Source organism: Pseudomonas borbori, from assembly GCF_900115555.1.
Taxonomy (GTDB): domain Bacteria; phylum Pseudomonadota; class Gammaproteobacteria; order Pseudomonadales; family Pseudomonadaceae; genus Aquipseudomonas; species Aquipseudomonas borbori.
This window is the reverse complement of the sequence record NZ_FOWX01000006.1, coordinates 1-19,745: the sequence shown is the minus strand read 5'-3', so window position 1 is coordinate 19,745 and position 19,745 is coordinate 1. Positions and strand designations below refer to the sequence as shown.

The following is a 19,745-nucleotide window of genomic DNA, read 5'->3' as shown; positions in this document are numbered from 1 at the left end:
GAGCCGGCGCCTTGCTGGCCACGGCATGCACCCGTTGGCCGGGGCGGCGATTGGGTGCATGCTGATTCAGTAGCGCCAGAACAATGGGCAAGGCCGCAAATCCTATGAAACACAGCTCGCCGCAGATTCTTCAGGCCGCCAATGGCAAGCCGATCAAGCTCTGGACCCAGGGCGTGCCGGTCGAAGCCCAGGCCCGCCAGCAACTGCTCGAGACGGCGCAACTGCCGTTCATCTTCAAGCACCTGGCGGTGATGCCGGACGTGCACCTGGGCAAGGGCTCGACCATCGGCAGCGTGATCCCCACCGTCGGCGCCATCATCCCGGCCGCCGTGGGCGTGGACATCGGCTGCGGCATGATCGCCGTGCGCACCTCGCTGCAGGCCGGCGACCTGCCGGACAACCTGCATGGCCTGCGCAGCGCCATCGAGCAGGCCGTGCCCCATGGCAAGACCTTCGGCCGGCACGACCAGGGCGCCTGGGAGCGCGTGCCGGTCGCCGCGGACCAGGCCTGGAAGGCGCTGGCCGGGCGTTTCAAGGCGATCAGCGACAAGTATCCGCGCCTGGAAAAGACCAACAACCGCGTGCACCTGGGTACCCTGGGCGGCGGCAACCACTTCATCGAGGTCTGCCTGGACGAGCATGACCAGGTGTGGTTCATGCTGCACAGCGGCTCGCGCGGGGTGGGCAACGCCATCGGCACGCTGTTCATCGAGCTGGCCCAGGCCGACATGCGCCAGCACCTGGCCAACCTGCCGAACAAGGACCTGGCCTACTTCGAGGAGGGCAGCCGGCACTTCGCCGACTACCTGGAGGCAGTCGGCTGGGCCCAGGACTTCGCCCGGCAGAACCGCGCGCTGATGATGCAGGCGGTGATCGCCGCGGCGCAGCGGGTGCTCGGCAAATCCTTCGCGGCCAGCCTGGAGGCGGTGAACTGCCACCACAACTACGTGCAGCGCGAGCAGCACTTCGGTCGGGAGGTGCTGGTCACCCGCAAGGGCGCGTTATCGGCGCGGCAAGACCAGCTGGGCATCATCCCCGGCTCCATGGGCGCCAAGAGCTTTATCGTCCGCGGCCTGGGCAACCCGCAGGCATTCTGCTCCTGCAGCCACGGCGCCGGGCGGATCATGAGCCGCACCCAGGCCAAGAAGCAGTTCACGGTCGCGGATCAGGTGCGCGCCACGGCCCATGTCGAATGCCGCAAGGACAAGGCGGTGATCGACGAGATCCCCATGGCCTACAAGGACATCGACGCGGTAATGGCCGCCCAGAGCGAGCTGGTGGAAGTGCTGCACACCTTGCGTCAGGTGGTCTGCGTCAAGGGCTGAGCCAAAGTATCGCGCCGGGGCACGGAACGCCGCCCGGACCCTCCCACAAGAGCAACCGACACCGCGCGGGAGTCCTCGAACAAAAAACGGAGCCCGAAGGCTCCGTTGCATGTCACCAGCGTGGCACTTATTGCGCCAGTTTCTTGTGGCGCACGCGGTGCGGCTGGGAGGCGGCATCGCCGAGGCGCTTCTTGCGGTCGGCCTCGTACTCGGTGTAGTTGCCTTCGAAGAACTCGATGTGCGAGTCGTCCTCGTACGCCAGGATGTGGGTGGCAACACGGTCGAGGAACCAGCGATCGTGGGAGATGACGATGGCCGCGCCGGGGAAGTCGAGCAAGGCCTCCTCCAGCGAACGCAGGGTTTCCACGTCGAGGTCGTTGGACGGTTCGTCGAGCAGCAGGACGTTGGCGCCTTCCTTGAGGGTCAGGGCCAGGTGCAGGCGGCCACGCTCACCGCCGGACAGGTCCTTGACGAACTTCTGCTGGTCGCCGCCCTTGAAGTTGAAACGGCCGACGTAGGTGCGCGAGGGAATCTCGTAGTTGCCGATGCGGATCTGGTCGGAACCGTTGGAAATCATCTCGAACACCGACTTGCTGCCGTCGAGGTCGTCGCGGCTCTGATCCACGCAAGCCAGCTGCACGGTCTCGCCGATCTCAATGCTGCCCGAGTCCGGCTGCTCCTTGCCCATCAGCATGCGGAACAGGGTCGACTTGCCGGCGCCGTTGCCGCCGATCACCCCGACTATGGCGCCCTTGGGCATGCTGAACGACAGGTTGTCGATCAGCGCACGGTCGCCGTAACCCTTGCTGACGTTGACGAAGTCGATGACCTTGTCGCCCAGGCGCGGGCCGGCCGGGATGTAGATCTCGTTGGTTTCGCTGCGCTTCTGGAATTCCTGCGACTGCAGTTCCTCGAAGCGTTGCAGGCGCGCCTTGGACTTGGCCTGGCGGGCCTTGGCGCCTTTGCGCACCCACTCCAGTTCTTCCTTCATGGCCTTCTCATGGGCCGACTGCTGCTTGGATTCCTGGGCCAGGCGGTTGGACTTGGCTTCCAGCCAGCCGGAGTAGTTGCCCTCGTAGGGAATGCCGGCGCCGCGGTCCAGTTCGAGAATCCAGCCGGCGACGTTATCCAGGAAGTAACGGTCGTGGGTGATCGCCACCACGGTGCCGGGGAAGTCGTGGAGGAAGTGCTCCAGCCAGGCCACCGAGTCGGCGTCCAGGTGGTTGGTCGGTTCGTCCAGCAGGAGCATGTCGGGCGCCGACAGCAGCAGGCGGCACAGCGCCACCCGGCGCTTCTCGCCGCCGGAGAGTACGGCGACCTTGGCGTCCCAGGCCGGCAGACGCAGGGCGTCGGCGGCGACTTCCAGCTGGCGCTCGAGGTTGTGACCGTCGCTGGCCTGGAGGATGGCTTCGAGCTTGGCCTGCTCGGCGGCCAGCTTGTCGAAGTCGGCATCCGGCTCGGCGTAGGCGGCGTAGACCTGATCGAGGCGCGCCTGGGCGTCCTTGATATGGCTGACGGCTTCTTCCACCACCTCGCGCACGGTCTTGTTCGGGTCGAGCTGCGGTTCCTGGGGCAGGTAGCCGACATTCAGCTCGGGCATCGGCCGGGCTTCGCCATCGAACTCGCTGTCGACACCCGCCATGATTTTCAACAGGGTGGACTTGCCCGAACCGTTGAGGCCGAGCACGCCGATCTTGGCGCCGGGGAAGAACGACAGGGAGATGTTCTTGAGGATTTCCCGCTTCGGCGGCACTACTTTGCTCAGCCGGTGCATGGTGTAGACGTATTGGGCCATGAATAACCTTGGTTCTAAGACGGAAAACTGAAAAATGGCTGCGGGTCGCGTGGCAAACGCAAGGTCATGGGTGACGGCATCTGCCAGGCGATGCACCGGACCGTTTGTCGAAAATCGCTGTGCACAGCTCCCGCGCGCGTGCGGCAAAGCTACCGGAATGCGCCGTGCAGGGCAAACCACGCTCGTCGGCGGCACTGGCACTTCGCCACGGTTATGGCATGCTAGCGCCCCGCGCGCGCCATTGTCAGAAGGCATGGGCGCGTCCCGCGTTCATCGAGCCGTAATTGCAGGATCCTCATCAAGTGCCAAGCCACACCTCACCATCGTTACCCCATGCTCCGGGCGAACCCTCGTCGCCTGCTTGGCGTGGCTCGATCAAGGGTGCCCTGGTGGTGCTGGTGCTGGGCATGCTGGCGTTGCTGCTGTGGCAACTGCAGGTGGAATCGCGGCAATTGCTCGACAACCAGCGCCAGCTCAACCATGAGTTCAGCGCGCAACTGGCCAATCACCTCAGCCTGAGCATGGAGCTGAAGGCTCAGGCCGGCGTGGCGATACTGCGCCAGCACAGCACCCCGGCGCCAGGCCAGGGTGAGGTCGATGAGAAACTGCAAAACAGCCTGCGCGGGGTCTTTGCCAGCCTGCGCAGCCTGGCCTCGCTCGACTCTCGCGGCAACATCCTGACAGACACCCAGCCCCGGGCGGATGACAGCCGCTATCTGGCCAGCCTGATCGAGCGCAGCAACGGTGCGGCTTATCACTATGCGTTCAGCGCCGACGATGGTGGACTGATCCACCTGCTGCTGCGTCAGGACGAAGGCGGCAGCCCGAGCGGCTACTGGGTCTTGCGCCTGACTGCCGAGGCACTGCGCAGCTGGTTGCACGAACACCACCAGAGCCGCTATCGCTGGCAGCTGGAAGACCGCCAGATGCAACGCACGATTGCCAGCCAGCATGGCGGCCTTGCGGACAACGGCGCGGTCCTGCAGCCGATAAGCGCAGACGATCCGCAGCAGAGCATTCTCCTGGCGCCGCTCAAAGGCAGCGACTGGCAGCTGCGCGCCCTGTTCGACGAGCGCAGTGCGCGCGCACAATTGTTGCCCGCACTGTCCGGCAAGCTCCTGCTATTTACCCTCTGCTCCCTATTGACCTTGCTGGCTCTGTACCGCCTGCAGCGCGAACAGCGCAGTCTGCATGAACTCAATGCGGCGTCGCGGCGCTCGCTGCGCCAGGCGGCCAGTGCGTTGGGGGCCATCGAGGAGCGCGTGCTGGTCACCGCCAGCGATGGCCAACTGAGCTACCTCAACCCCCAGGCCGAGGAACTGTTCGGTTTGCGCAGCAAGGACGCGCACAGCTGGCACCTGCTGCAACTGCTGCCCCATCTCGATCCGCAGCTGTTGCACGACTCCAGCAGGCCTGGCGACCTTGATACCGATCTGGTGGAGATCCGCCAGGACGGTGTGCCCCGCCTGTTCACGATAAGCCGCAGCGACCTCGGCGATCCGGCGCGGCGCCTGGGCTTCGTCTGGGTGCTGCGCGACGTCACCGAGCAGCAGCACGCCACCCACGTCCTGCAGGAAACCCGCCGGCGCTACCAGGACATCTTCGAAGGCACCGGCACCGCGCTCTGCGTCCTGGATCTGGCCGCGCTGCCGGAGTACCTGCAGCAGCTGCAGGTGCATGACGGCGCGAGCCTGAAGCGCTGGCTGCTCGCCCATCCGCAGCGGCATGGCGAACTGCTGCAACTGATGCGTTTCACCGAGACCAACCAGGTGGCCTTGCAACTGCTCGGCGTCGACTCCACCGAGCACGCCTGGCGACACCTGATCGACAGTGGCCCACTGCACCCCGAGGGCTTTCGCGTGCACCTGCTCACGGCCCTGCTCGAAGGCGTCGGCCAGCTTGAACTGGAGCGGCGGATCAGCACCCCGCAGGGTCACGAGCGTCACCTGTGGCTGGTACTGCGCCTGCCGGACAGCGCGCAAGAACTGAATGCGGTGACCCTGAGCATCAGCGACATCACCAGCCGCAAGCGCATCGAACTGTCGTTGATCGAGCGTGAGCGCTTCTGGTCGGATGTGGTGCGCACCGTGCCGGACACCCTCTATGTGCATGACATGTTGAATAAGCGCGTGCTGTTCAGCAACCATCACCTGGGCCTGCAGCTGGGTTACAGCACGGCCGAACTGCACGCCCTGGGCGAACGCTTCTGGGAGCGCATCCTGCACCCCGATGACAGCGACTATTACTGGCGCATCCGCAACCTGCAACAGGTGGTCGGCGACGGCGTGCTGCTCGAATCACAACTGCGCTGGCGCCATCGCAACGGTACCTGGCGCTGGTTCAGCATCCGCGAACAGGCCCTGGCGCGCGATGCCCGTGGGCGTGTCAGTCGCCTGATCGGAGTGGCCAAGGACATCACCGAGCAGATCGGCAGCAGCGAATCGCTGCGCAACAGCGAGCAGCGTTACCGGCTGCTGGCCGAGAGCACCAGCGACGTGATCTTCTCCACGGACAACAACCTGCACCTCAACTACGTCAGCCCTTCGGTGGCAACGGTGCTCGGTCATCCGCCGCAATGGTTCCTGGCCCACAACTTCCACAGCCTGGCCGCCAACCCGCAGCAACTGGCCGGCCTGACGATATTGCTCGAGCGGGTGCGCGCGGCGCTTGGCAGCCCCCTGCGCATGAGCGAGCTGCGCGCACAGTTCCAGCCGCAACTGTTCATCCTCGACTGCCTGCGCGCCGATGGCCGAAAAATTCCGGTCGAATTGCGTCTGGTGCCGATGTGGGATGACAACAGCCACTTCGAGGGCCTGCTCGGCGTGGGCCGCGACATCAGCCAGCAGCGCCGCTCGGAAAAAGACCTGCGCATGGCCGCCACGGTGTTCGAACACTCCACCGCGGCGATCCTGGTCACCGATCCGGCCGGCTACATCGTCCAGGTCAACAAGGCCTTCAGCCGGGTCAGCGGTTACTCCTCGGCCCAGGTCCTCGACCAGCTGCCGGGCATGCTCACCGCCGACCGCCAGCAGGCCAGTCACCTGCACTACGTGCTCAACCAGCTCGATCAGCGCGGCAGCTGGGAAGGCGAAATCTGGCTCAAGCGTCGCGACGGCGAGAGCTTCCCGGCCTGGGTCGGAATCACCGCGGTGCAGGACGAAGAAGGCGACCTGGTCAGTTATGTGTGCTTCTTCAGCGACATCAGCGAGCGCAAGGCCAGCGAACAGCGCATCCATCGCCTGGCCTACTACGACGCCCTGACCCTGCTGCCCAACCGCACGCTGTTCCAGGATCGCCTGCACACGGCGCTGCAACATGGAGCCCGGCATCAGGAGTGGGTGGTGCTGATGTTCCTCGACCTCGATCGTTTCAAGCCGATCAACGACTCGCTCGGCCACGCCGCCGGCGACCGCATGCTCAAGGACGTCGCAGTGCGCCTGGAGGCCTGCGTCGACAGCGACGACACAGTGGCGCGCATGGGCGGCGACGAGTTCACCCTGTTGCTGCAGTCGTGTGCCACTCGCGAGGGCGCGCTGAACCGGGCGATCCATGTCGCCGAGCAGATTCTCGCCAGCCTGGCCCGGCCGTTCATGCTCGAAGGCCGCGAATTCTTCGTTACCGCCAGCATCGGCATCGCGCTGAGTCCGCAGGACGGCAACGAACTCAGCCAACTGATGAAGAACGCCGACACGGCGATGTACCACGCCAAGGAGCATGGCAAGAACAACTTCCAGTTCTATCAGGCGGACATGAACGCCAGCGCCCTGGAACGCCTGGAGCTGGAGCGGGACCTGCGCCACGCCCTCGAACAGCAGGAGTTCGTGCTCTACTATCAGCCGCAGTTCTCCGGCAACGGCCAGCGTCTGGCCGGCGTCGAAGCCCTGTTGCGCTGGCAGCACCCGGTACGCGGCCTGGTGCCGCCGGATGACTTCATCCCGGTGCTGGAAGAACTCGGCCTGGTGGTACAGGTCGGCGACTGGGTCCTGGCCGAGTCCTGCCGCCAGCTGAAGAGCTGGCACGCGGCGAAGATCCGCGTACCGAAGATCTCGGTCAACCTGTCGGCCCGGCAGTTCACCGAGGGCGCGCTGGCTCAGCGCATCGCCGCGATTCTCGAGGACAGCGGGGTCGCCCCGGCCTGCCTGGAGCTGGAGTTGACCGAAAGCATCCTGATGCAGGATGTGGCGAGCGCCCTGCGCACCCTCAACGACCTGAAAAGCCTGGGCCTGTGCATCGCCATCGACGACTTCGGCACCGGCTACTCGTCGCTCAACTACCTCAAGCAATTTCCCATCGACGTGCTGAAGATCGACCGCAGCTTCGTCGACGGCCTGCCGCAAGGCGAACAGGACGCGCAAATCGCCCGCGCCATCATTGCCATGGCCCACAGCCTGAACCTTTCGGTAATCGCCGAAGGCGTGGAGACCCAGGCGCAGCTGGACTTCCTGCGCATCCACGATTGCGACGAAGTCCAGGGCTACCTGCTCGGCCGGCCCATGCCTGCCCACCAGTTCGCCGCCCAGTTCAGCGGCGCCGCACTGTTCATGCTCAGCTAGGGTCTGTTTTGCCGTTTTGTCGCGAACCGCGTTGCGCGAGAAGGTTTTTGTAGGTGCGGGCCATGCCCGCGAAGCTTTTGCTCATCCGGGAGTTTTCGCCGAAAGCATCGTGAATCTAGTGCCGCGACACGGGTGCGTGGGAGGGGCTTTAGCCGCGATGCTTTCAGCGCCGTCAAGGTCAATCGCGGCTAAATCGGAACGCCGCCCGGCCCTCCCACAACCCCCACCCTCTGCCCGGTATGACCCAGATCAACGTCGCCGCGCTTGAAACTCGCACAATCGTCCTCATCTAGTTTTCATCTCGGCAGGCTTTCAATACAGGGGTGTCCATCGCGCCGGCCTGCTCTTAATAAGGAAGGATGACGCAATGCGAATCGACCGATTGACCAGCAAGTTGCAACTTGCGCTATCCGACGCCCAGTCCCTGGCCGTCGGCCTCGACCATGCCGCCATCGAACCGCTGCACCTGATGCAGGCGTTGCTCGACCAGCAGGGTGGTTCGATCAAGCCGCTGCTGATGCAGGTCGGCTTCGACGTGGGCAGCCTGCGCCAGGCGCTGAGCAAGGAACTCGATCACCTGGGCAAGATCCAGAACCCGACCGGCGATGTCAACCTGTCCCAGGACCTGGCGCGCCTGCTCAATCAGGCCGACCGCCTGTCCCAGCAGAAGGGCGACCAGTTCATCTCCAGCGAACTGGTGCTGCTCGCCGCGCTGGACGAAGGCACCAGGCTGGGCAAGCTGCTGCTGGCCCAGGGCGTGAGCAAGAAAGCCCTGGAAAACGCCATCAGCAACCTGCGCGGCGGCGACGCGGTGAACGACCCGAATGCCGAGGAATCGCGCCAGGCCCTGGACAAATACACCATCGACCTGACCAAGCGCGCCGAAGAGGGCAAGCTGGATCCGGTGATCGGCCGCGACGACGAGATTCGCCGCACCATTCAGGTGTTGCAGCGCCGCACCAAGAACAACCCGGTGCTGATCGGCGAGCCGGGCGTGGGCAAGACCGCGATCGTCGAAGGCCTGGCCCAGCGCATCGTCAACGGCGAAGTGCCGGACGGCCTGAAAGACAAGCGCGTGCTGTCGCTGGACATGGGCGCGCTGATCGCTGGGGCCAAGTTCCGTGGTGAGTTCGAGGAACGTCTGAAGGCGGTGCTCAACGAACTGGGCAAGCAGGAAGGGCGGATCATCCTGTTCATCGACGAGCTGCACACCATGGTCGGCGCCGGCAAGGCCGAGGGCGCCATGGATGCCGGCAACATGCTCAAGCCGGCCCTGGCGCGTGGCGAGCTGCACTGCGTCGGCGCCACCACCCTCGACGAGTACCGCCAGTACATCGAGAAGGACGCCGCCCTGGAGCGGCGCTTCCAGAAGGTGCTGGTCGACGAGCCGAGCGAGGAAGACACCATCGCCATCCTCCGTGGCCTCAAGGAGCGCTACGAGGTGCACCACAAGGTGGCGATCACCGATGGCGCGATCATCGCCGCGGCCAAGCTCAGCCACCGCTACATCACCGACCGCCAGCTGCCGGACAAGGCTATCGACCTGATCGACGAGGCGGCCAGTCGCATCCGCATGGAGATCGACTCCAAGCCGGAGGTGCTCGACCGCCTGGAGCGGCGCATGATCCAGCTCAAGGTCGAGGCCCAGGCGCTGAAGAAGGAGGACGACGAGGCGGCGATCAAGCGCCTGGAAAAACTCAAGGAAGACATCGCCCGGCTGGAGCGCGAGTACGCCGATCTGGAAGACATCTGGAAGGCGGAAAAGGCCGAGGTGCAAGGCTCCGCGCAGATCCAGCAGAAGATCGAGCAATCGCGTCAGGAGCTGGAAGCGGCGCGGCGCAAGGGCGATCTCAGCCGCATGGCCGAACTGCAGTACGGCATCATTCCGGATCTGGAGCGCAGCCTGCAGATGGTCGACCAGCACGGCAAGAGCGAGAACCAGCTGCTGCGCAGCAAGGTCACCGAGGAAGAAATTGCCGAAGTGGTGTCCAAGTGGACCGGCATTCCGGTCTCGAAGATGCTCGAAGGCGAGCGCGACAAGCTGCTGAAGATGGAAGGCCTGCTGCACCAGCGGGTGATCGGCCAGAATGAAGCGGTGGTCGCGGTGGCCAGCGCCGTGCGGCGTTCGCGCGCCGGGCTGTCCGATCCCAATCGGCCAAGCGGCTCCTTCCTCTTCCTCGGCCCGACCGGGGTGGGTAAGACCGAGCTGTGCAAGGCCCTGGCCGAGTTCCTCTTCGACACCGAGGAGGCGCTGGTGCGCATCGACATGTCCGAGTTCATGGAGAAGCATTCCGTGTCGCGGCTGATCGGCGCGCCGCCCGGCTACATCGGCTACGAAGAGGGCGGTTACCTGACTGAGGCGGTGCGCCGCAAGCCCTACTCGGTGGTGTTGATGGATGAGGTGGAGAAGGCCCACCCGGATGTGTTCAACATCCTCCTGCAGGTCATGGAAGACGGCCGCCTGACCGACAGCCACGGGCGCACCGTCGACTTCAGGAATACCGTGATCGTGATGACCTCCAACCTCGGCTCCGCGCAGATCCAGGAACTGGTCGGTGATCGCGAGGCGCAACGGGCGGCGGTGATGGATGCGGTGAGCAGCCATTTCCGTCCGGAATTCGTCAACCGTATCGACGAAGTGGTGGTGTTCGAGCCGCTGGCCCGCGAGCAGATCGCCGGCATCGCGCAGATCCAGTTGGGCCGCCTGCGCCAGCGCCTGGCCGAGCGCGAGCTAAGCCTGGAGCTGAGCGACGAGGCCTTGGACAAGCTGGTCGCCATCGGCTACGACCCGGTCTACGGCGCACGGCCGCTGAAGCGGGCGATCCAGCGCTGGATCGAAAACCCGCTGGCGCAGTTGATTCTCGCCGGCAAGTTCAGCCCCGGCAGCACCGTCACCGGCACGGTCGAAAACGACGAAATCGTCTTCGTCTAAGTCCCTGCTGCACTAACAACGCCTCGTCACGGTCAGCGCCGTGCGGGGCGTTTTTTATGGGCTTGCGGCGGTCAGAGCTCTTGTAGGATGGCGTTGAGCGAAGCGATACCCATCGGCGGTCACATGTAGCAACGCGCACTCGGCGACGTAGCCCGCATAAGCCCCGGTGCAATCCGGGGGCGGTTGGGTGGGTGCCGAAACTTCCCGGCTTGCCTGCCGGCTGCGGTGATGGGTATCGCTGCGCTCAACACCATCCTACGGGGGCGCACCATCCTACGGATCATTGGATCCCCGGCCGGTGCTCAAAGATGCTTGAGCAACACGTCCAGCGCCGCGGCCTGGTCTTGTTCTATGTCGATGATATGAAAGCCGGCCCAGCAGTGCTGGCCGTTGGCGCCGGGGCGGCTCCACAGGCAGTCGGCGCGTAGCTGGATTTCGCCGACCCCGTCGATCACCTGTTCGCTGACCAGGCGGCATTCGACCACGGTGTCCGCGCGGTGCGGCTTGTCGCTGAACAGCATGAAGCCGTCGGCAGAGAGGTCTGCCACACGGCCGAGGCACTGGCCGCTATGCAGGTCGAAGACTTCCAGCTGCAGCTCGGTGTGGTGACGGCTGTGCTGACGACGATCTTCCATGGAATCTCCTTGTGGGGGATCAGCGAGTTTTGCTCGTGCGCCCGCTAAATCGTTGCAGCACACGATAAATGGCGTTGAGGGCACGGTCCACCAGCGGTGCATCCTGTTCGGGTGGCACGATGCGGGCCAGGCCCCGTTCCATCTCTGTGGCCAGCAGGGTCAAGGGTTTGATCGCCGCCCGTTGGCCGCTGTGATCGACAAACATGTAATTGCGCGTGGTCGGGCTGAACCAGGAGAGCTTGAGCAGGTGGGGCTGGTTGTCCGTGAGGAATTCGAACCAGGTGCCGAACTCGATGTGCATCAGCTCCCGGGCGAATGTCTGCGCGCGTGCCGACAGGCCGGATTCGCGCGGCGCCAGAGAGGCGAGCATGGCGTCCTCGCCGAGCATGGCGCCGAGTGTGCCCGCCGCCAGTTGCGGGGTGAAGGTGTCGGCCAGTTGCGGTTGTTTGGCTTGTGCGGCGTACTGGCAGGCGACCAGGTCCTGCAGCAAGCGGCGAATACCGTCTTCATGGTAGCCGCCGAGCAGTTGCAGGCCTTTGCGTAAATCATCCAGCAGTGTCATGCGTAGCGCCTGCAATTGCTGGTGGCCGCTTTCATCGAGTGGGGTGCCGCTCCAGGCCAGTTGCTCGGCTACCTCACAGGCGCGTTGCCACTCGCTGCTGTTCTCGCCATGACGGAGCAGGATGAACACCAGAACGTCGCTCCAGGTCAGTTCGAGGAAGTTGCGAATGATCCCCGGCGTCTGGCGTTGCTTCAGGCAGCGGGCAATCACCTCGAGAGCCTGCTGACGGGCGCCCAGCAGTTTGTCGCGACCCTTGGCCGCTGCCACGGCGCGGTGCTCGCGCAGTTCGACCTTGTGCTTGAGGGTGGCGGTGTATTCGTCGAACTGTTCGAGAAGCCCCTCGAACAGCAATGGATCGTTGTTGCCTGCGCTGACTACCTGCTCCACCACCCACTGCATCTTGGCCAGCAGGGCGCGCTCATTGGTTTCGCCGCCATAGAGCACGCCCGCCTGGGCCATGCTGTTGAGCAGGCGGCGTGCCGGGTGCGTGTGCTGGGTGAACAGCGCCTTGTCCTGCAACGCCACCTTCAGGTAGGGCGTGTGCAGGTGGGAGAGCAGGGTCTTGTAGCTGTCGATCAGGCAGTTGTCGTCGAGGATGAAGTCGAACAGCATGCCGACCAGGTCGATCACGTCGGCTTCCTGATCCGACAGTTTCTGTTGCCCCGGGCGCTGACTGAAGGCTTCCAGTTGTCGCTGCAAATCGGTTTTCAAATCGTCGACCTGCTGCGGACGTTGCAGGCGCTGCGCCAGTTCATCGGCGGACTGGCGTTGCATGCGGTCCAGGGCGCCGAGCAGATCGTTGGCGCTGTAAGTGCTGGTGGCGTTGCGCGGGGCATGGCTGGCAATACTGCGGGTGCCACCGAGTAGCGGGGCGTCGATATCGCGCTGGCGATGTTCGCCCAGCAGGGCGGTCAAGCCCTGCAGCAGCGCTGTCGGATTGCCGGGAGGCGGGCCGTCGAGGTCGAGCGCCGGAGCGGTCGCGGTACTGGCGCCTGCCCGGGGATCACTGCCCTCCGGCAGTTCCTTGCGAGGGGCGGGAGGGCTCCCGGGGCTGCTTGGCCGCTCGGGGTTGTCGGCACGCTTGGCGCTGTGCTTGAGGGTGGGCAGTACACCGGCATCGATCAGGCGCTGGTTCAGGGCGCTATATATAGTGTCCAGGCTGAGCATCACATGCTTGTCGAACAAAGCGTAGAGAACGGCCTTGATCTGCAGTTGAAGTGGGCTGGGTGCCAGGGCCTGACGAAAGGCCAGGGCAATCTGCTGTGGGTCGAAGGGGTTGTTGTCCTCGCCCAGTTGTTGCCCGTTGTTGAGCAGGGCCAAACGCTGCTCCAGAGCAAATAGCTGCGGCGCGCAGCGTGATTTGACCTGGCTGACCATGGTGCTGATCAGCAGGCTTTCCTCGTACTCCTCGTTCTGTACCAGGGTGAGTTGCTCGGCATCCAGTTCAGCGGTACTGGGCACAGGCTTGAGCTTGCCATCGAAAAAGTCGGAGAAGTTCTGCGCGATTTTCTGGTGGTAGGTGCGCTCGATCTGCGGTCGCTGCTTGCGAATCTCGCGCATGCTGTCGAAGAACAGGGTTTGTGCCTGATTGTTCTCGGCTTTTTCCGCGCACTCGAACAGAGTGTCATCGACCTGGGAAAACACGCCCGTCAGTTGTTCCGCCAGCCGGTTCATCACCAGCTTGCGACAGCTTTGCACCAGCTCGCCAAAGCGTGGCTGGATGCCACGGCTGGCGAGGGTTGGCGCTGGTTTTTGCGTGCTTGGAGGTATGTCCTGGTTGCTCATGGACTTTCCTGATTGAAGCATTGCGACTAACGTATCCTGCGCTGATCACGCTCCAAGAAGATATAGCAGGCCATCAGCCACGTGCAAAGCATTGTCATAAAAGCATTTTAGGGGGTTGACAGGCCGCTGCGGAAACGTAAAATGGCGCGCCTCAGACACGGGAATCGGTTCACACCGAAGCCTGGTGGAAGAGATTTGAAAGCACGAAGTTCCGCGATAGCTCAGTCGGTAGAGCAAATGACTGTTAATCATTGGGTCCCAGGTTCGAGTCCTGGTCGCGGAGCCAATCTTTCAATCGGGGTATAGCGCAGTCCGGTAGCGCGCCTGCTTTGGGAGCAGGATGTCGGGAGTTCGAATCCCCCTACCCCGACCATTTTTGGGTCGTTAGCTCAGTTGGTAGAGCAGTTGGCTTTTAACCAATTGGTCGTAGGTTCGAATCCCACACGACCCACCATTTTCACCTGCAGCTGTTTGCAGCGTTGAATCTTAAGGTTGAGATGAGATGTTCATCGGCAACCATAAAAAAAGCGCCCTTAGGGGCGCTTTTTTTATGCGTGCGATTTGTCATGGGCTCCGCGACGACAGCTGGCTTGAAGTGGCGATCCGTTCGGAGCCTGGATTAGCCGAAGGCGAAATTCAGGGCAGTTGTGCAGGCGCCGAAATTTCCCGGATATCATCCAGGTCGCTGTGATGGGTATCGCTGCGCTCAACCGCGCTACGCTCATCCTACAAAAAGCTGCGGCCACCACCCGTAGGATGGTGCGGGCCGCGTAGGCTTGAGCGAAGCGATACCCATCACTTCCGTAGTCCGTGTCCTGCCTCTCAGTGCAGCTTCAGGCGTGGCTCGGTGCTGCGGCCGATGCGGTCGCTGAGCATCAGCAGCAGGGTGCGCAGCGAGCCGTACAGCGCCATCTGGTGCATGCGGTAGAGCGACACATAAAACACCCGCGCCAGCCAGCCTTCGAGCATCACACTGCCGGTGAGGTTGCCCATCAGGTTGCCGATCGCCGAAAAACTCGACAGCGAGATCAACGAGCCGTAATCGCGATAGCGGTATTCCGGCAGGGTCTGGCCCTGGCCGTCGATGCGCAGTTTCAGCGACTTGGCCAGTAGCGAGGCTTGCTGGTGAGCGGCCTGGGCGCGCGGCGGCACGTTGCGGCCTTCGCTGCCGGGTTGCGGGCAGGCGGCGCAGTCGCCGAAGGCGAAGATATTGTCGTCGCGGGTGGTTTGCAGGGTAGGGCGCACCTGCAGCTGGTTGATCCGGTTGGTCTCCAGGCCGTCGAGGTCCTTGAGGAAGCCGGGTGCGCGAATGCCCGCGGCCCAGACCTTGAGACTGGCGGTGATGGTGTCGCCCTGGGTGGTGAGCAAGGCATCGCGGGTCACCTGGCTGACCGCTGCATTGGTCATGACCGTCACGCCGAGGCTTTCCAGGGTCTTGTGCACCGGCTTGCCGATCCGCTCCGGCAATGCCGGCAACACCCGCGGTCCGGCTTCGATCAGGGTGATGCGCATGTTTTCCGGGCGAATGCTGTCCAGGCCATAGGCCGCCAGTTGATGCGCCGCATGGTGCAGTTCGGCGGCCAGTTCCACACCCGTGGCGCCGGCGCCGACGATGGCCACGCTGATCTGTTCGGTGGTATCGCTCTGGCTGGCGTGGGCACGCAAATAGTGGCTGAGCAACTGGCCATGGAAGCGCTCGGCCTGCTCGCGGGTGTCGAGAAACAGGCAGTGTTCGGCGGCGCCGGCGGTGCCGAAGTCGTTGGTGGTGCTGCCGACCGCGATCACCAGGCTGTCGTAATCCAGTTGCCGCTCCGGCACCAGCACTTCGCCCTGCTCGTCGAGCGTCGCGCTGAGGGTGATGCGCTGTCCGGCGCGGTCGAGCCCGCTCATGCGTCCGAGCTGGAACTCGAAGTGATTCCACTTGGCCTGGGCCACGTAGTTCAGCTCGTCTTCCGAGGAGTTCAGCGAGCCGGCGGCCACCTCATGCAGCAGCGGTTTCCAGATGTGCGTCAGGTTGGCGTCGACCAGGGTGACTTTGGCTCTGCCGCGTTTACCCAGAGTTCTACCCAGGCGGGTAGCAAGCTCCAGGCCGCCGGCGCCGCCGCCGACGATCAGGATTCGATGGGACATGGATCACTCTCACAAGGCTTGGAAAAAAATCGGCGAGTCTTGCTGGGCGAGCGCGAAGCAGCTCATAGCACCAGGCGACTCAGAAGACGGCTCAGCAGGCCCAAGGCGATCACCGCGACGAGAATGATCAGCAACAAGCGCCACACCTTGAAGGGTTGACGTTCGACTTGATGCTGCGGGGCACTCAGGTACTGGTCGACGCGTTTTTGATCGTCGGGACTCAGGCGGCTTGACATGGGAACCTCGAGGGATCAGACCGTGGGAAAACCCCGCGGTTCTCGGCTGGCCTGTGGGTGGTGGCTATTCTAGCCGCGGCATTCACAAGGGCTCAACGCACAGGTCGTCATTCAGACGAATAATGCCGCCGCACCCGGGCGCTGTGTGGCGCAAAGTGGGCCGGATTGGTGATGCAGTGTCTCAGTTCATCACAGGCTGATGCCGACATCGAACAGTACGCAGCGGCCGAGGTTGCCGCGCAGAAAGTCCGGGGCTTCGGGGTGGGCGAACAATACCCGGGCGAAGGTCGGGCCGACCAGCGATAGCGAACGCCAGCCCTGGCGCAGGAACTCGGTGGGCGGCGGGAAGTGGCTGTTGAAGTCGGGTACCACGCGTTTCAGACTGACGAACGCCAGCATATCCAGCTCGCCGGGATCGAGGCCGCGTTCGCTGTAGTTGTGCGCTTTCTTGCGCAGGGTCGGAGCCAGGCGTGCCTGCAGCTCGGCGGCGCCAATGCGCCGAGGTTTGGCCTCGCGCCGCACCAACTGGCTGAGCGAGAAGGCACTGCGCCGACGTTCCAGCTCGATGCGCCATTCATCGTTGAGGCGCCGGCCTTCGTCCAGCACGAAAAACACCTCGAAACTGGCCTCGCGAAACAGCACATCCGGCGGTTCCTGCCCGGCCGCGCTGAACTCCTCGAGCCGATGGCTGACGTTCAAGGCTTGCAGCAGGCGCTGACACACCCAACGCTCACGCTCCCACTTGCGGGCATTGGACAGGAACGCATTCGCCTGCTCAGCCTGGTGCGTGAGCAGGCGCAGGTAGTCTGAATCATCCATGCCTACAGCTTAGCCCGCAGACGTGGGGGGTTGGTAGCCCCTGGGTCGTTCTGTCCGGAGCGCAGCGACAGCTTGGGTGGCGTTCCGTTCAGATGTAGGGCGGCCGGGGCGCCGTCCGTTCGGAGCGCAGCGACAACCCGCCATGGTGCACTGCCTTCGGCGAGTGACACCCTGCGGATCGCTGGTTGTTCCAGATTCTGTGGTCTGCCCGTAGATACGCTTCGCTCGCGAAGCTTTTTTTGTCGTCTAAACACCGGTGTAGACTGGCGGCGTTCATCATTCAGGGGTTGGGTGCTTACCTATGATCGCCGCCGAATTACTCTCACCAGCCAGCCAGGTCATCGGCTGGACGCTCTATCTGCCAATGCTGCTCTGGGCCATATGGCGGGCGCCGTGGCTGGAGTTGTTCAGCGACCTGCGGCGTCAGCACCTGGTCTTCGCCACGGTGTTCGTACTCTTCGTGCTGTGGCTGGTGCGCCGCGATTTCGCCTCGGGGCTGTCCTATCACATCATCGGCATGACGGCGGTGACCCTGCTGCTCGATTGGCCGCTGGCGATCCTCGCCGGGTTTGTCGCCCAGCTCGGCATGCTCCTGCTGGGCCGGCAGGATATGGCTGCACTGGGCGTGAACGGCGTGCTGCTGGTGCTGATTCCGGTGCTGGTCACCGAACTCTGCGCGCTGCGGGTCGAGCGCGCGCAACCACGCAATCTGTTCGTCTACATCTTTTTCAGCGGCTTCTTCCCCGCGGCCCTGGCCGTCTTGCTGTGCATTCTCGCCGGGCTGGGCGTGTTGTGGGTCGACGGCTTGTTCCCGATGCCACCCTGGCTCGGCGACTTCGTCGGCTTCCTGTGGCTGGTGATCTTCCCCGAGGCCTTCATCAACGGAATGATCGTCACCGCACTGGTGGTGTTCTACCCCGACTGGCTGGAAACCTTCAACCGCTCGCGCTACCTGGCGGCGCCCTGGAAGGACGACAACCTGCCGCATTGATGGCGCAGGCTTCAGCAAATTGATTCCCGCTGCACCACTTCCGCATCCTGTCACCGCCCGTAGGGTGCGCCGTGCGCACCAGCTGTCGGACTCTCGGCATGGGTTTGTTGGCGCAGCTCGAGTCCTCAGTGCCGGCGCGGCGGCTGATCCAGATCGCTGGAGAACAGTTCGTCTTCCAGGTTGTCACCGGGGATGGCGTGCTCTTCCGCGGCCCAGGCGCCGAGGTCGATCAGTTTGCAGCGTTCCGAGCAGAAGGGCCGTTGCGGGCTTTGCGGCCCCCATTCGACCGGGGCCTTGCAGGTGGGGCATTTCACGATGGTGGGTTGGCTCATGGCTGGCCTCCGCGCAGGGTCAGGTAAAAGTTGTGCAGGCGTTCGACTTCGCTTTTCAGCCAGGCCAGGTTGCGATCATTGAGCAGCACGTCATCGGCATGCTGCAGGCGTTGTTCGCGACTGGCCTGGGCCTTGAGAATCGCCTGCACCTGTTCGGCCGAGGTCTGGTCGCGCTGCATGGCGCGCTGCACCTGCAAGTGTTCGGGCGCATCGATCACCAGCACGCGCTGGGCCAAGCGGTGCTGACCGGATTCGACCAGCAGCGGCGACACCAGGATCGCGTAAGGCGACTCGGCACGCGCCAGATATTGGCTGATTTCCTGGCCGATCAGCGGGTGCAGCAGGGTCTCCAGCCAGAGCCGTTGCTCGGGGTTCTGGAAAATCAGGCTGCGTAATGCCGCGCGATCCAGTTGGCCGTCAGACTGCAACACCCCTTCACCGAAGTGCTCGACGATCTTGGCCAGCGCCGGCGTGCCCGGTTCGACCACCCAGCGCGCCGCATGATCGGCATCGACCAGATGCACGCCCTGATCGATAAAGTAATGGGCGACCGCGCTTTTACCGCTGCCGATACCGCCCGTGAGGCCAAGAATCCAGGGTTTCATCTTCGCGTGCGGCTCTCGTTGGCCAAAAACAGGGCAACAATTGTAGAGCAGGAGCAAGCGCCCTGGCGAATCAGGCGGCGGATCGCGGCGGCTCTCGTAGGATGCGGTTGAGCGCAGCGATACCCATCGAGCGGTTGCACAGCCGCCGTATTTTGTTGATATGCCGCAGATCGCTGTGATGGGTATCGCTGCGCTCAACGCCATCCTACGGTGATCGCACCATCCTACGGGCTGGCTTCTGTAGGATGAGCGCAGCGATACCCGTCGAGCGGTTGCCCAGCCGCCGCGATCGTCATCATTCAGTCAATCCATTTGCATCAACTACACTGATCCAGCCCTACCCTGCAACGGACTGCAGCCCATGACCGCTTACCGCCGCGATAACACGCCGGGCGCCACCTGGTTCTTCACCCTCAACCTGGCCGACCGCCAACGCGCTTTGCTTACCGCCCAGGTCGACCTGCTGCGGGCCAGCTTCGTCAGGGTAATGCGCCAGCATCCCTGGCGTATCGAGGCCATCGTCATCCTTCCCGATCACCTGCACGCCCTCTGTACCCTGCCGCCCGGCGATGCCGACTTTGCCGTGCGCTGGCGGCTGATCAAAACCGGCTTCTCCCGCGCATTGCCTGGCGGTGAAAGGATTTGCGCCAGCCGTCGGGGCAGAGGCGAGCGCAGCATCTGGCAGCGGCGTTATTGGGAGCACCGCATCCGCGATGACCAGGACTTCGCCCGGCATGTCGACTATATCCACCACAACCCACGCAAACACGGCCACGTACAACGAGTAGCCGATTGGCCTTGGTCGTCCTTTCACCGCTATGTACGGGCGGGTTTGTTGCCCGAAGATTGGGCCGGAGACGATGAGGCGGACAGCGAATATGGCGAACAGCAATGGAAGGATTGATGGTTTACAGCCAACCGATGGGCAGCCGCAGGGTTCATTGGCTTGTCGCAGATCGCTGTGATGGGTATCGCTTCGCTCAACGCCATCCTACGGGACTGCAGGGTTTTTGTAGGATGAGCGTAGCGTGGTTGAGCGAAGCGA

Annotated in this window: 14 protein-coding genes and 3 tRNA genes; 9 read left to right on the top strand and 8 right to left on the bottom strand. The window is 63.8% G+C overall.

Translation table 11 applies throughout. From position 1 onward, the window contains the following. Positions 1 to 104 precede the first annotated feature (104 nt). The gene (locus BM315_RS05875) at positions 105 to 1,325 is read left to right on the top strand and encodes an RtcB family protein (RefSeq protein WP_090498784.1); all 1,221 of its coding nucleotides are present in this window, start codon (positions 105 to 107) and stop codon (positions 1,323 to 1,325) included. 127 nt (positions 1,326 to 1,452) lie between these two features. On the opposite strand, the gene ettA is transcribed toward BM315_RS05875, so the two are convergent. Next, positions 1,453 to 3,120: an energy-dependent translational throttle protein EttA gene (gene ettA, locus BM315_RS05870; protein WP_090498782.1), complete on the bottom strand. Its 1,668-nt coding sequence runs from the start codon at positions 3,118 to 3,120 to the stop codon at positions 1,453 to 1,455. A gap of 407 nt (positions 3,121 to 3,527) precedes the next feature. Here ettA and BM315_RS05865 point away from each other — a divergent pair, with 407 nt between their 5' ends. Then, positions 3,528 to 7,673, top strand: coding sequence for a sensor domain-containing protein (locus BM315_RS05865; RefSeq protein WP_090499088.1), 4,146 nt, complete (start codon positions 3,528 to 3,530; stop codon positions 7,671 to 7,673). 367 nt (positions 7,674 to 8,040) lie between these two features. Beyond that, a complete protein-coding gene (gene clpB / locus BM315_RS05860) occupies positions 8,041 to 10,605 on the top strand; it encodes an ATP-dependent chaperone ClpB (protein ID WP_090498780.1) in 2,565 nt (854 codons plus the stop codon). A gap of 302 nt (positions 10,606 to 10,907) precedes the next feature. Here the strand turns inward: clpB and BM315_RS05855 are convergent, their stop codons facing one another. Both BM315_RS05855 and BM315_RS05850 read right to left on the bottom strand, forming a co-directional pair. After that, positions 10,908 to 11,240 carry a PilZ domain-containing protein gene (locus BM315_RS05855; RefSeq protein ID WP_090498778.1) on the bottom strand — a complete coding sequence of 111 codons (333 nt, stop codon included), beginning with the start codon at positions 11,238 to 11,240 and terminating at the stop codon, positions 10,908 to 10,910. Between the two features lie 19 nt (positions 11,241 to 11,259). After that, positions 11,260 to 13,587 carry a DUF1631 domain-containing protein gene (locus BM315_RS05850; protein ID WP_090498777.1) on the bottom strand — a complete coding sequence of 776 codons (2,328 nt, stop codon included), beginning with the start codon at positions 13,585 to 13,587 and terminating at the stop codon, positions 11,260 to 11,262. A 210-nt stretch (positions 13,588 to 13,797) separates the two neighbouring features. Here BM315_RS05850 and BM315_RS05845 point away from each other — a divergent pair. From BM315_RS05845 to BM315_RS24240, 4 genes are all read left to right on the top strand, one after another. Then, positions 13,798 to 13,873 (top strand) — tRNA-Asn (locus BM315_RS05845). A gap of 10 nt (positions 13,874 to 13,883) precedes the next feature. Further along, positions 13,884 to 13,960 (top strand) — tRNA-Pro (locus BM315_RS05840). A gap of 5 nt (positions 13,961 to 13,965) precedes the next feature. Next, positions 13,966 to 14,041 (top strand) — tRNA-Lys (locus BM315_RS05835). Between the two features lie 48 nt (positions 14,042 to 14,089). After that, on the top strand, positions 14,090 to 14,278 hold the full coding sequence (locus BM315_RS24240) for a hypothetical protein (RefSeq protein ID WP_141123928.1): 189 nt from the start codon (positions 14,090 to 14,092) through the stop codon (positions 14,276 to 14,278). A gap of 131 nt (positions 14,279 to 14,409) precedes the next feature. On the opposite strand, the gene BM315_RS05830 is transcribed toward BM315_RS24240, so the two are convergent. From BM315_RS05830 to BM315_RS05820, 3 genes are all read right to left on the bottom strand, one after another. Continuing rightward, entirely contained in the window at positions 14,410 to 15,717 is a 1,308-nt protein-coding gene (locus BM315_RS05830; RefSeq protein WP_090498775.1) for an NAD(P)/FAD-dependent oxidoreductase, read from the bottom strand. A gap of 62 nt (positions 15,718 to 15,779) precedes the next feature. Next, the gene (locus BM315_RS05825) at positions 15,780 to 15,953 is read right to left on the bottom strand and encodes a DUF3094 family protein (protein WP_090498773.1); all 174 of its coding nucleotides are present in this window, start codon (positions 15,951 to 15,953) and stop codon (positions 15,780 to 15,782) included. Positions 15,954 to 16,142: 189 nt separating this feature from the next. Continuing rightward, on the bottom strand, positions 16,143 to 16,772 hold the full coding sequence (locus BM315_RS05820) for a DUF1780 domain-containing protein (protein ID WP_090498772.1): 630 nt from the start codon (positions 16,770 to 16,772) through the stop codon (positions 16,143 to 16,145). Between the two features lie 301 nt (positions 16,773 to 17,073). Here BM315_RS05820 and BM315_RS05815 point away from each other — a divergent pair, with 301 nt between their 5' ends. Next, positions 17,074 to 17,763 (top strand): energy-coupling factor ABC transporter permease, encoded by a 690-nt coding sequence (locus tag BM315_RS05815; RefSeq protein ID WP_090498770.1) that lies wholly within the window; start codon positions 17,074 to 17,076, stop codon positions 17,761 to 17,763. Between the two features lie 125 nt (positions 17,764 to 17,888). Here BM315_RS05815 and yacG read toward each other — a convergent pair whose 3' ends face one another. Both yacG and coaE read right to left on the bottom strand, forming a co-directional pair. Continuing rightward, positions 17,889 to 18,095: a DNA gyrase inhibitor YacG gene (gene yacG / locus BM315_RS05810; protein ID WP_090498768.1), complete on the bottom strand. Its 207-nt coding sequence runs from the start codon at positions 18,093 to 18,095 to the stop codon at positions 17,889 to 17,891. Then, the gene (gene coaE, locus BM315_RS05805) at positions 18,092 to 18,700 is read right to left on the bottom strand and encodes a dephospho-CoA kinase (RefSeq protein ID WP_090498766.1); all 609 of its coding nucleotides are present in this window, start codon (positions 18,698 to 18,700) and stop codon (positions 18,092 to 18,094) included. The genes yacG and coaE overlap by 4 nt, the downstream gene beginning before the upstream one ends. Before the next feature lie 361 nt (positions 18,701 to 19,061). Here coaE and BM315_RS05800 point away from each other — a divergent pair, with 361 nt between their 5' ends. Continuing rightward, positions 19,062 to 19,604 (top strand): REP-associated tyrosine transposase, encoded by a 543-nt coding sequence (locus BM315_RS05800; protein ID WP_090498764.1) that lies wholly within the window; start codon positions 19,062 to 19,064, stop codon positions 19,602 to 19,604. The last annotated feature ends 141 nt before the right edge of the window (positions 19,605 to 19,745 follow it).

Excerpts from the sequence above, each read along its gene's own strand:
- BM315_RS05875 (WP_090498784.1), top strand. The coding sequence starts at position 105 with ATGAAACACAGCTCGCCGCAGATTCTTCAGGCCGCCAATGGCAAGCCG.
- ettA (WP_090498782.1), bottom strand. The coding sequence starts at position 3,120 with ATGGCCCAATACGTCTACACCATGCACCGGCTGAGCAAAGTAGTGCCG.
- BM315_RS05865 (WP_090499088.1), top strand. The coding sequence starts at position 3,528 with ATGCTGGCGTTGCTGCTGTGGCAACTGCAGGTGGAATCGCGGCAATTG.
- clpB (WP_090498780.1), top strand. The coding sequence starts at position 8,041 with ATGCGAATCGACCGATTGACCAGCAAGTTGCAACTTGCGCTATCCGAC.
- BM315_RS05855 (WP_090498778.1), bottom strand. The coding sequence starts at position 11,240 with ATGGAAGATCGTCGTCAGCACAGCCGTCACCACACCGAGCTGCAGCTG.
- BM315_RS05850 (WP_090498777.1), bottom strand. The coding sequence starts at position 13,587 with ATGAGCAACCAGGACATACCTCCAAGCACGCAAAAACCAGCGCCAACC.
- BM315_RS24240 (WP_141123928.1), top strand. The coding sequence starts at position 14,090 with ATGTTCATCGGCAACCATAAAAAAAGCGCCCTTAGGGGCGCTTTTTTT.
- BM315_RS05830 (WP_090498775.1), bottom strand. The coding sequence starts at position 15,717 with ATGTCCCATCGAATCCTGATCGTCGGCGGCGGCGCCGGCGGCCTGGAG.
- BM315_RS05825 (WP_090498773.1), bottom strand. The coding sequence starts at position 15,953 with ATGTCAAGCCGCCTGAGTCCCGACGATCAAAAACGCGTCGACCAGTAC.
- BM315_RS05820 (WP_090498772.1), bottom strand. The coding sequence starts at position 16,772 with ATGGATGATTCAGACTACCTGCGCCTGCTCACGCACCAGGCTGAGCAG.
- BM315_RS05815 (WP_090498770.1), top strand. The coding sequence starts at position 17,074 with ATGATCGCCGCCGAATTACTCTCACCAGCCAGCCAGGTCATCGGCTGG.
- yacG (WP_090498768.1), bottom strand. The coding sequence starts at position 18,095 with ATGAGCCAACCCACCATCGTGAAATGCCCCACCTGCAAGGCCCCGGTC.
- coaE (WP_090498766.1), bottom strand. The coding sequence starts at position 18,700 with ATGAAACCCTGGATTCTTGGCCTCACGGGCGGTATCGGCAGCGGTAAA.
- BM315_RS05800 (WP_090498764.1), top strand. The coding sequence starts at position 19,062 with ATGACCGCTTACCGCCGCGATAACACGCCGGGCGCCACCTGGTTCTTC.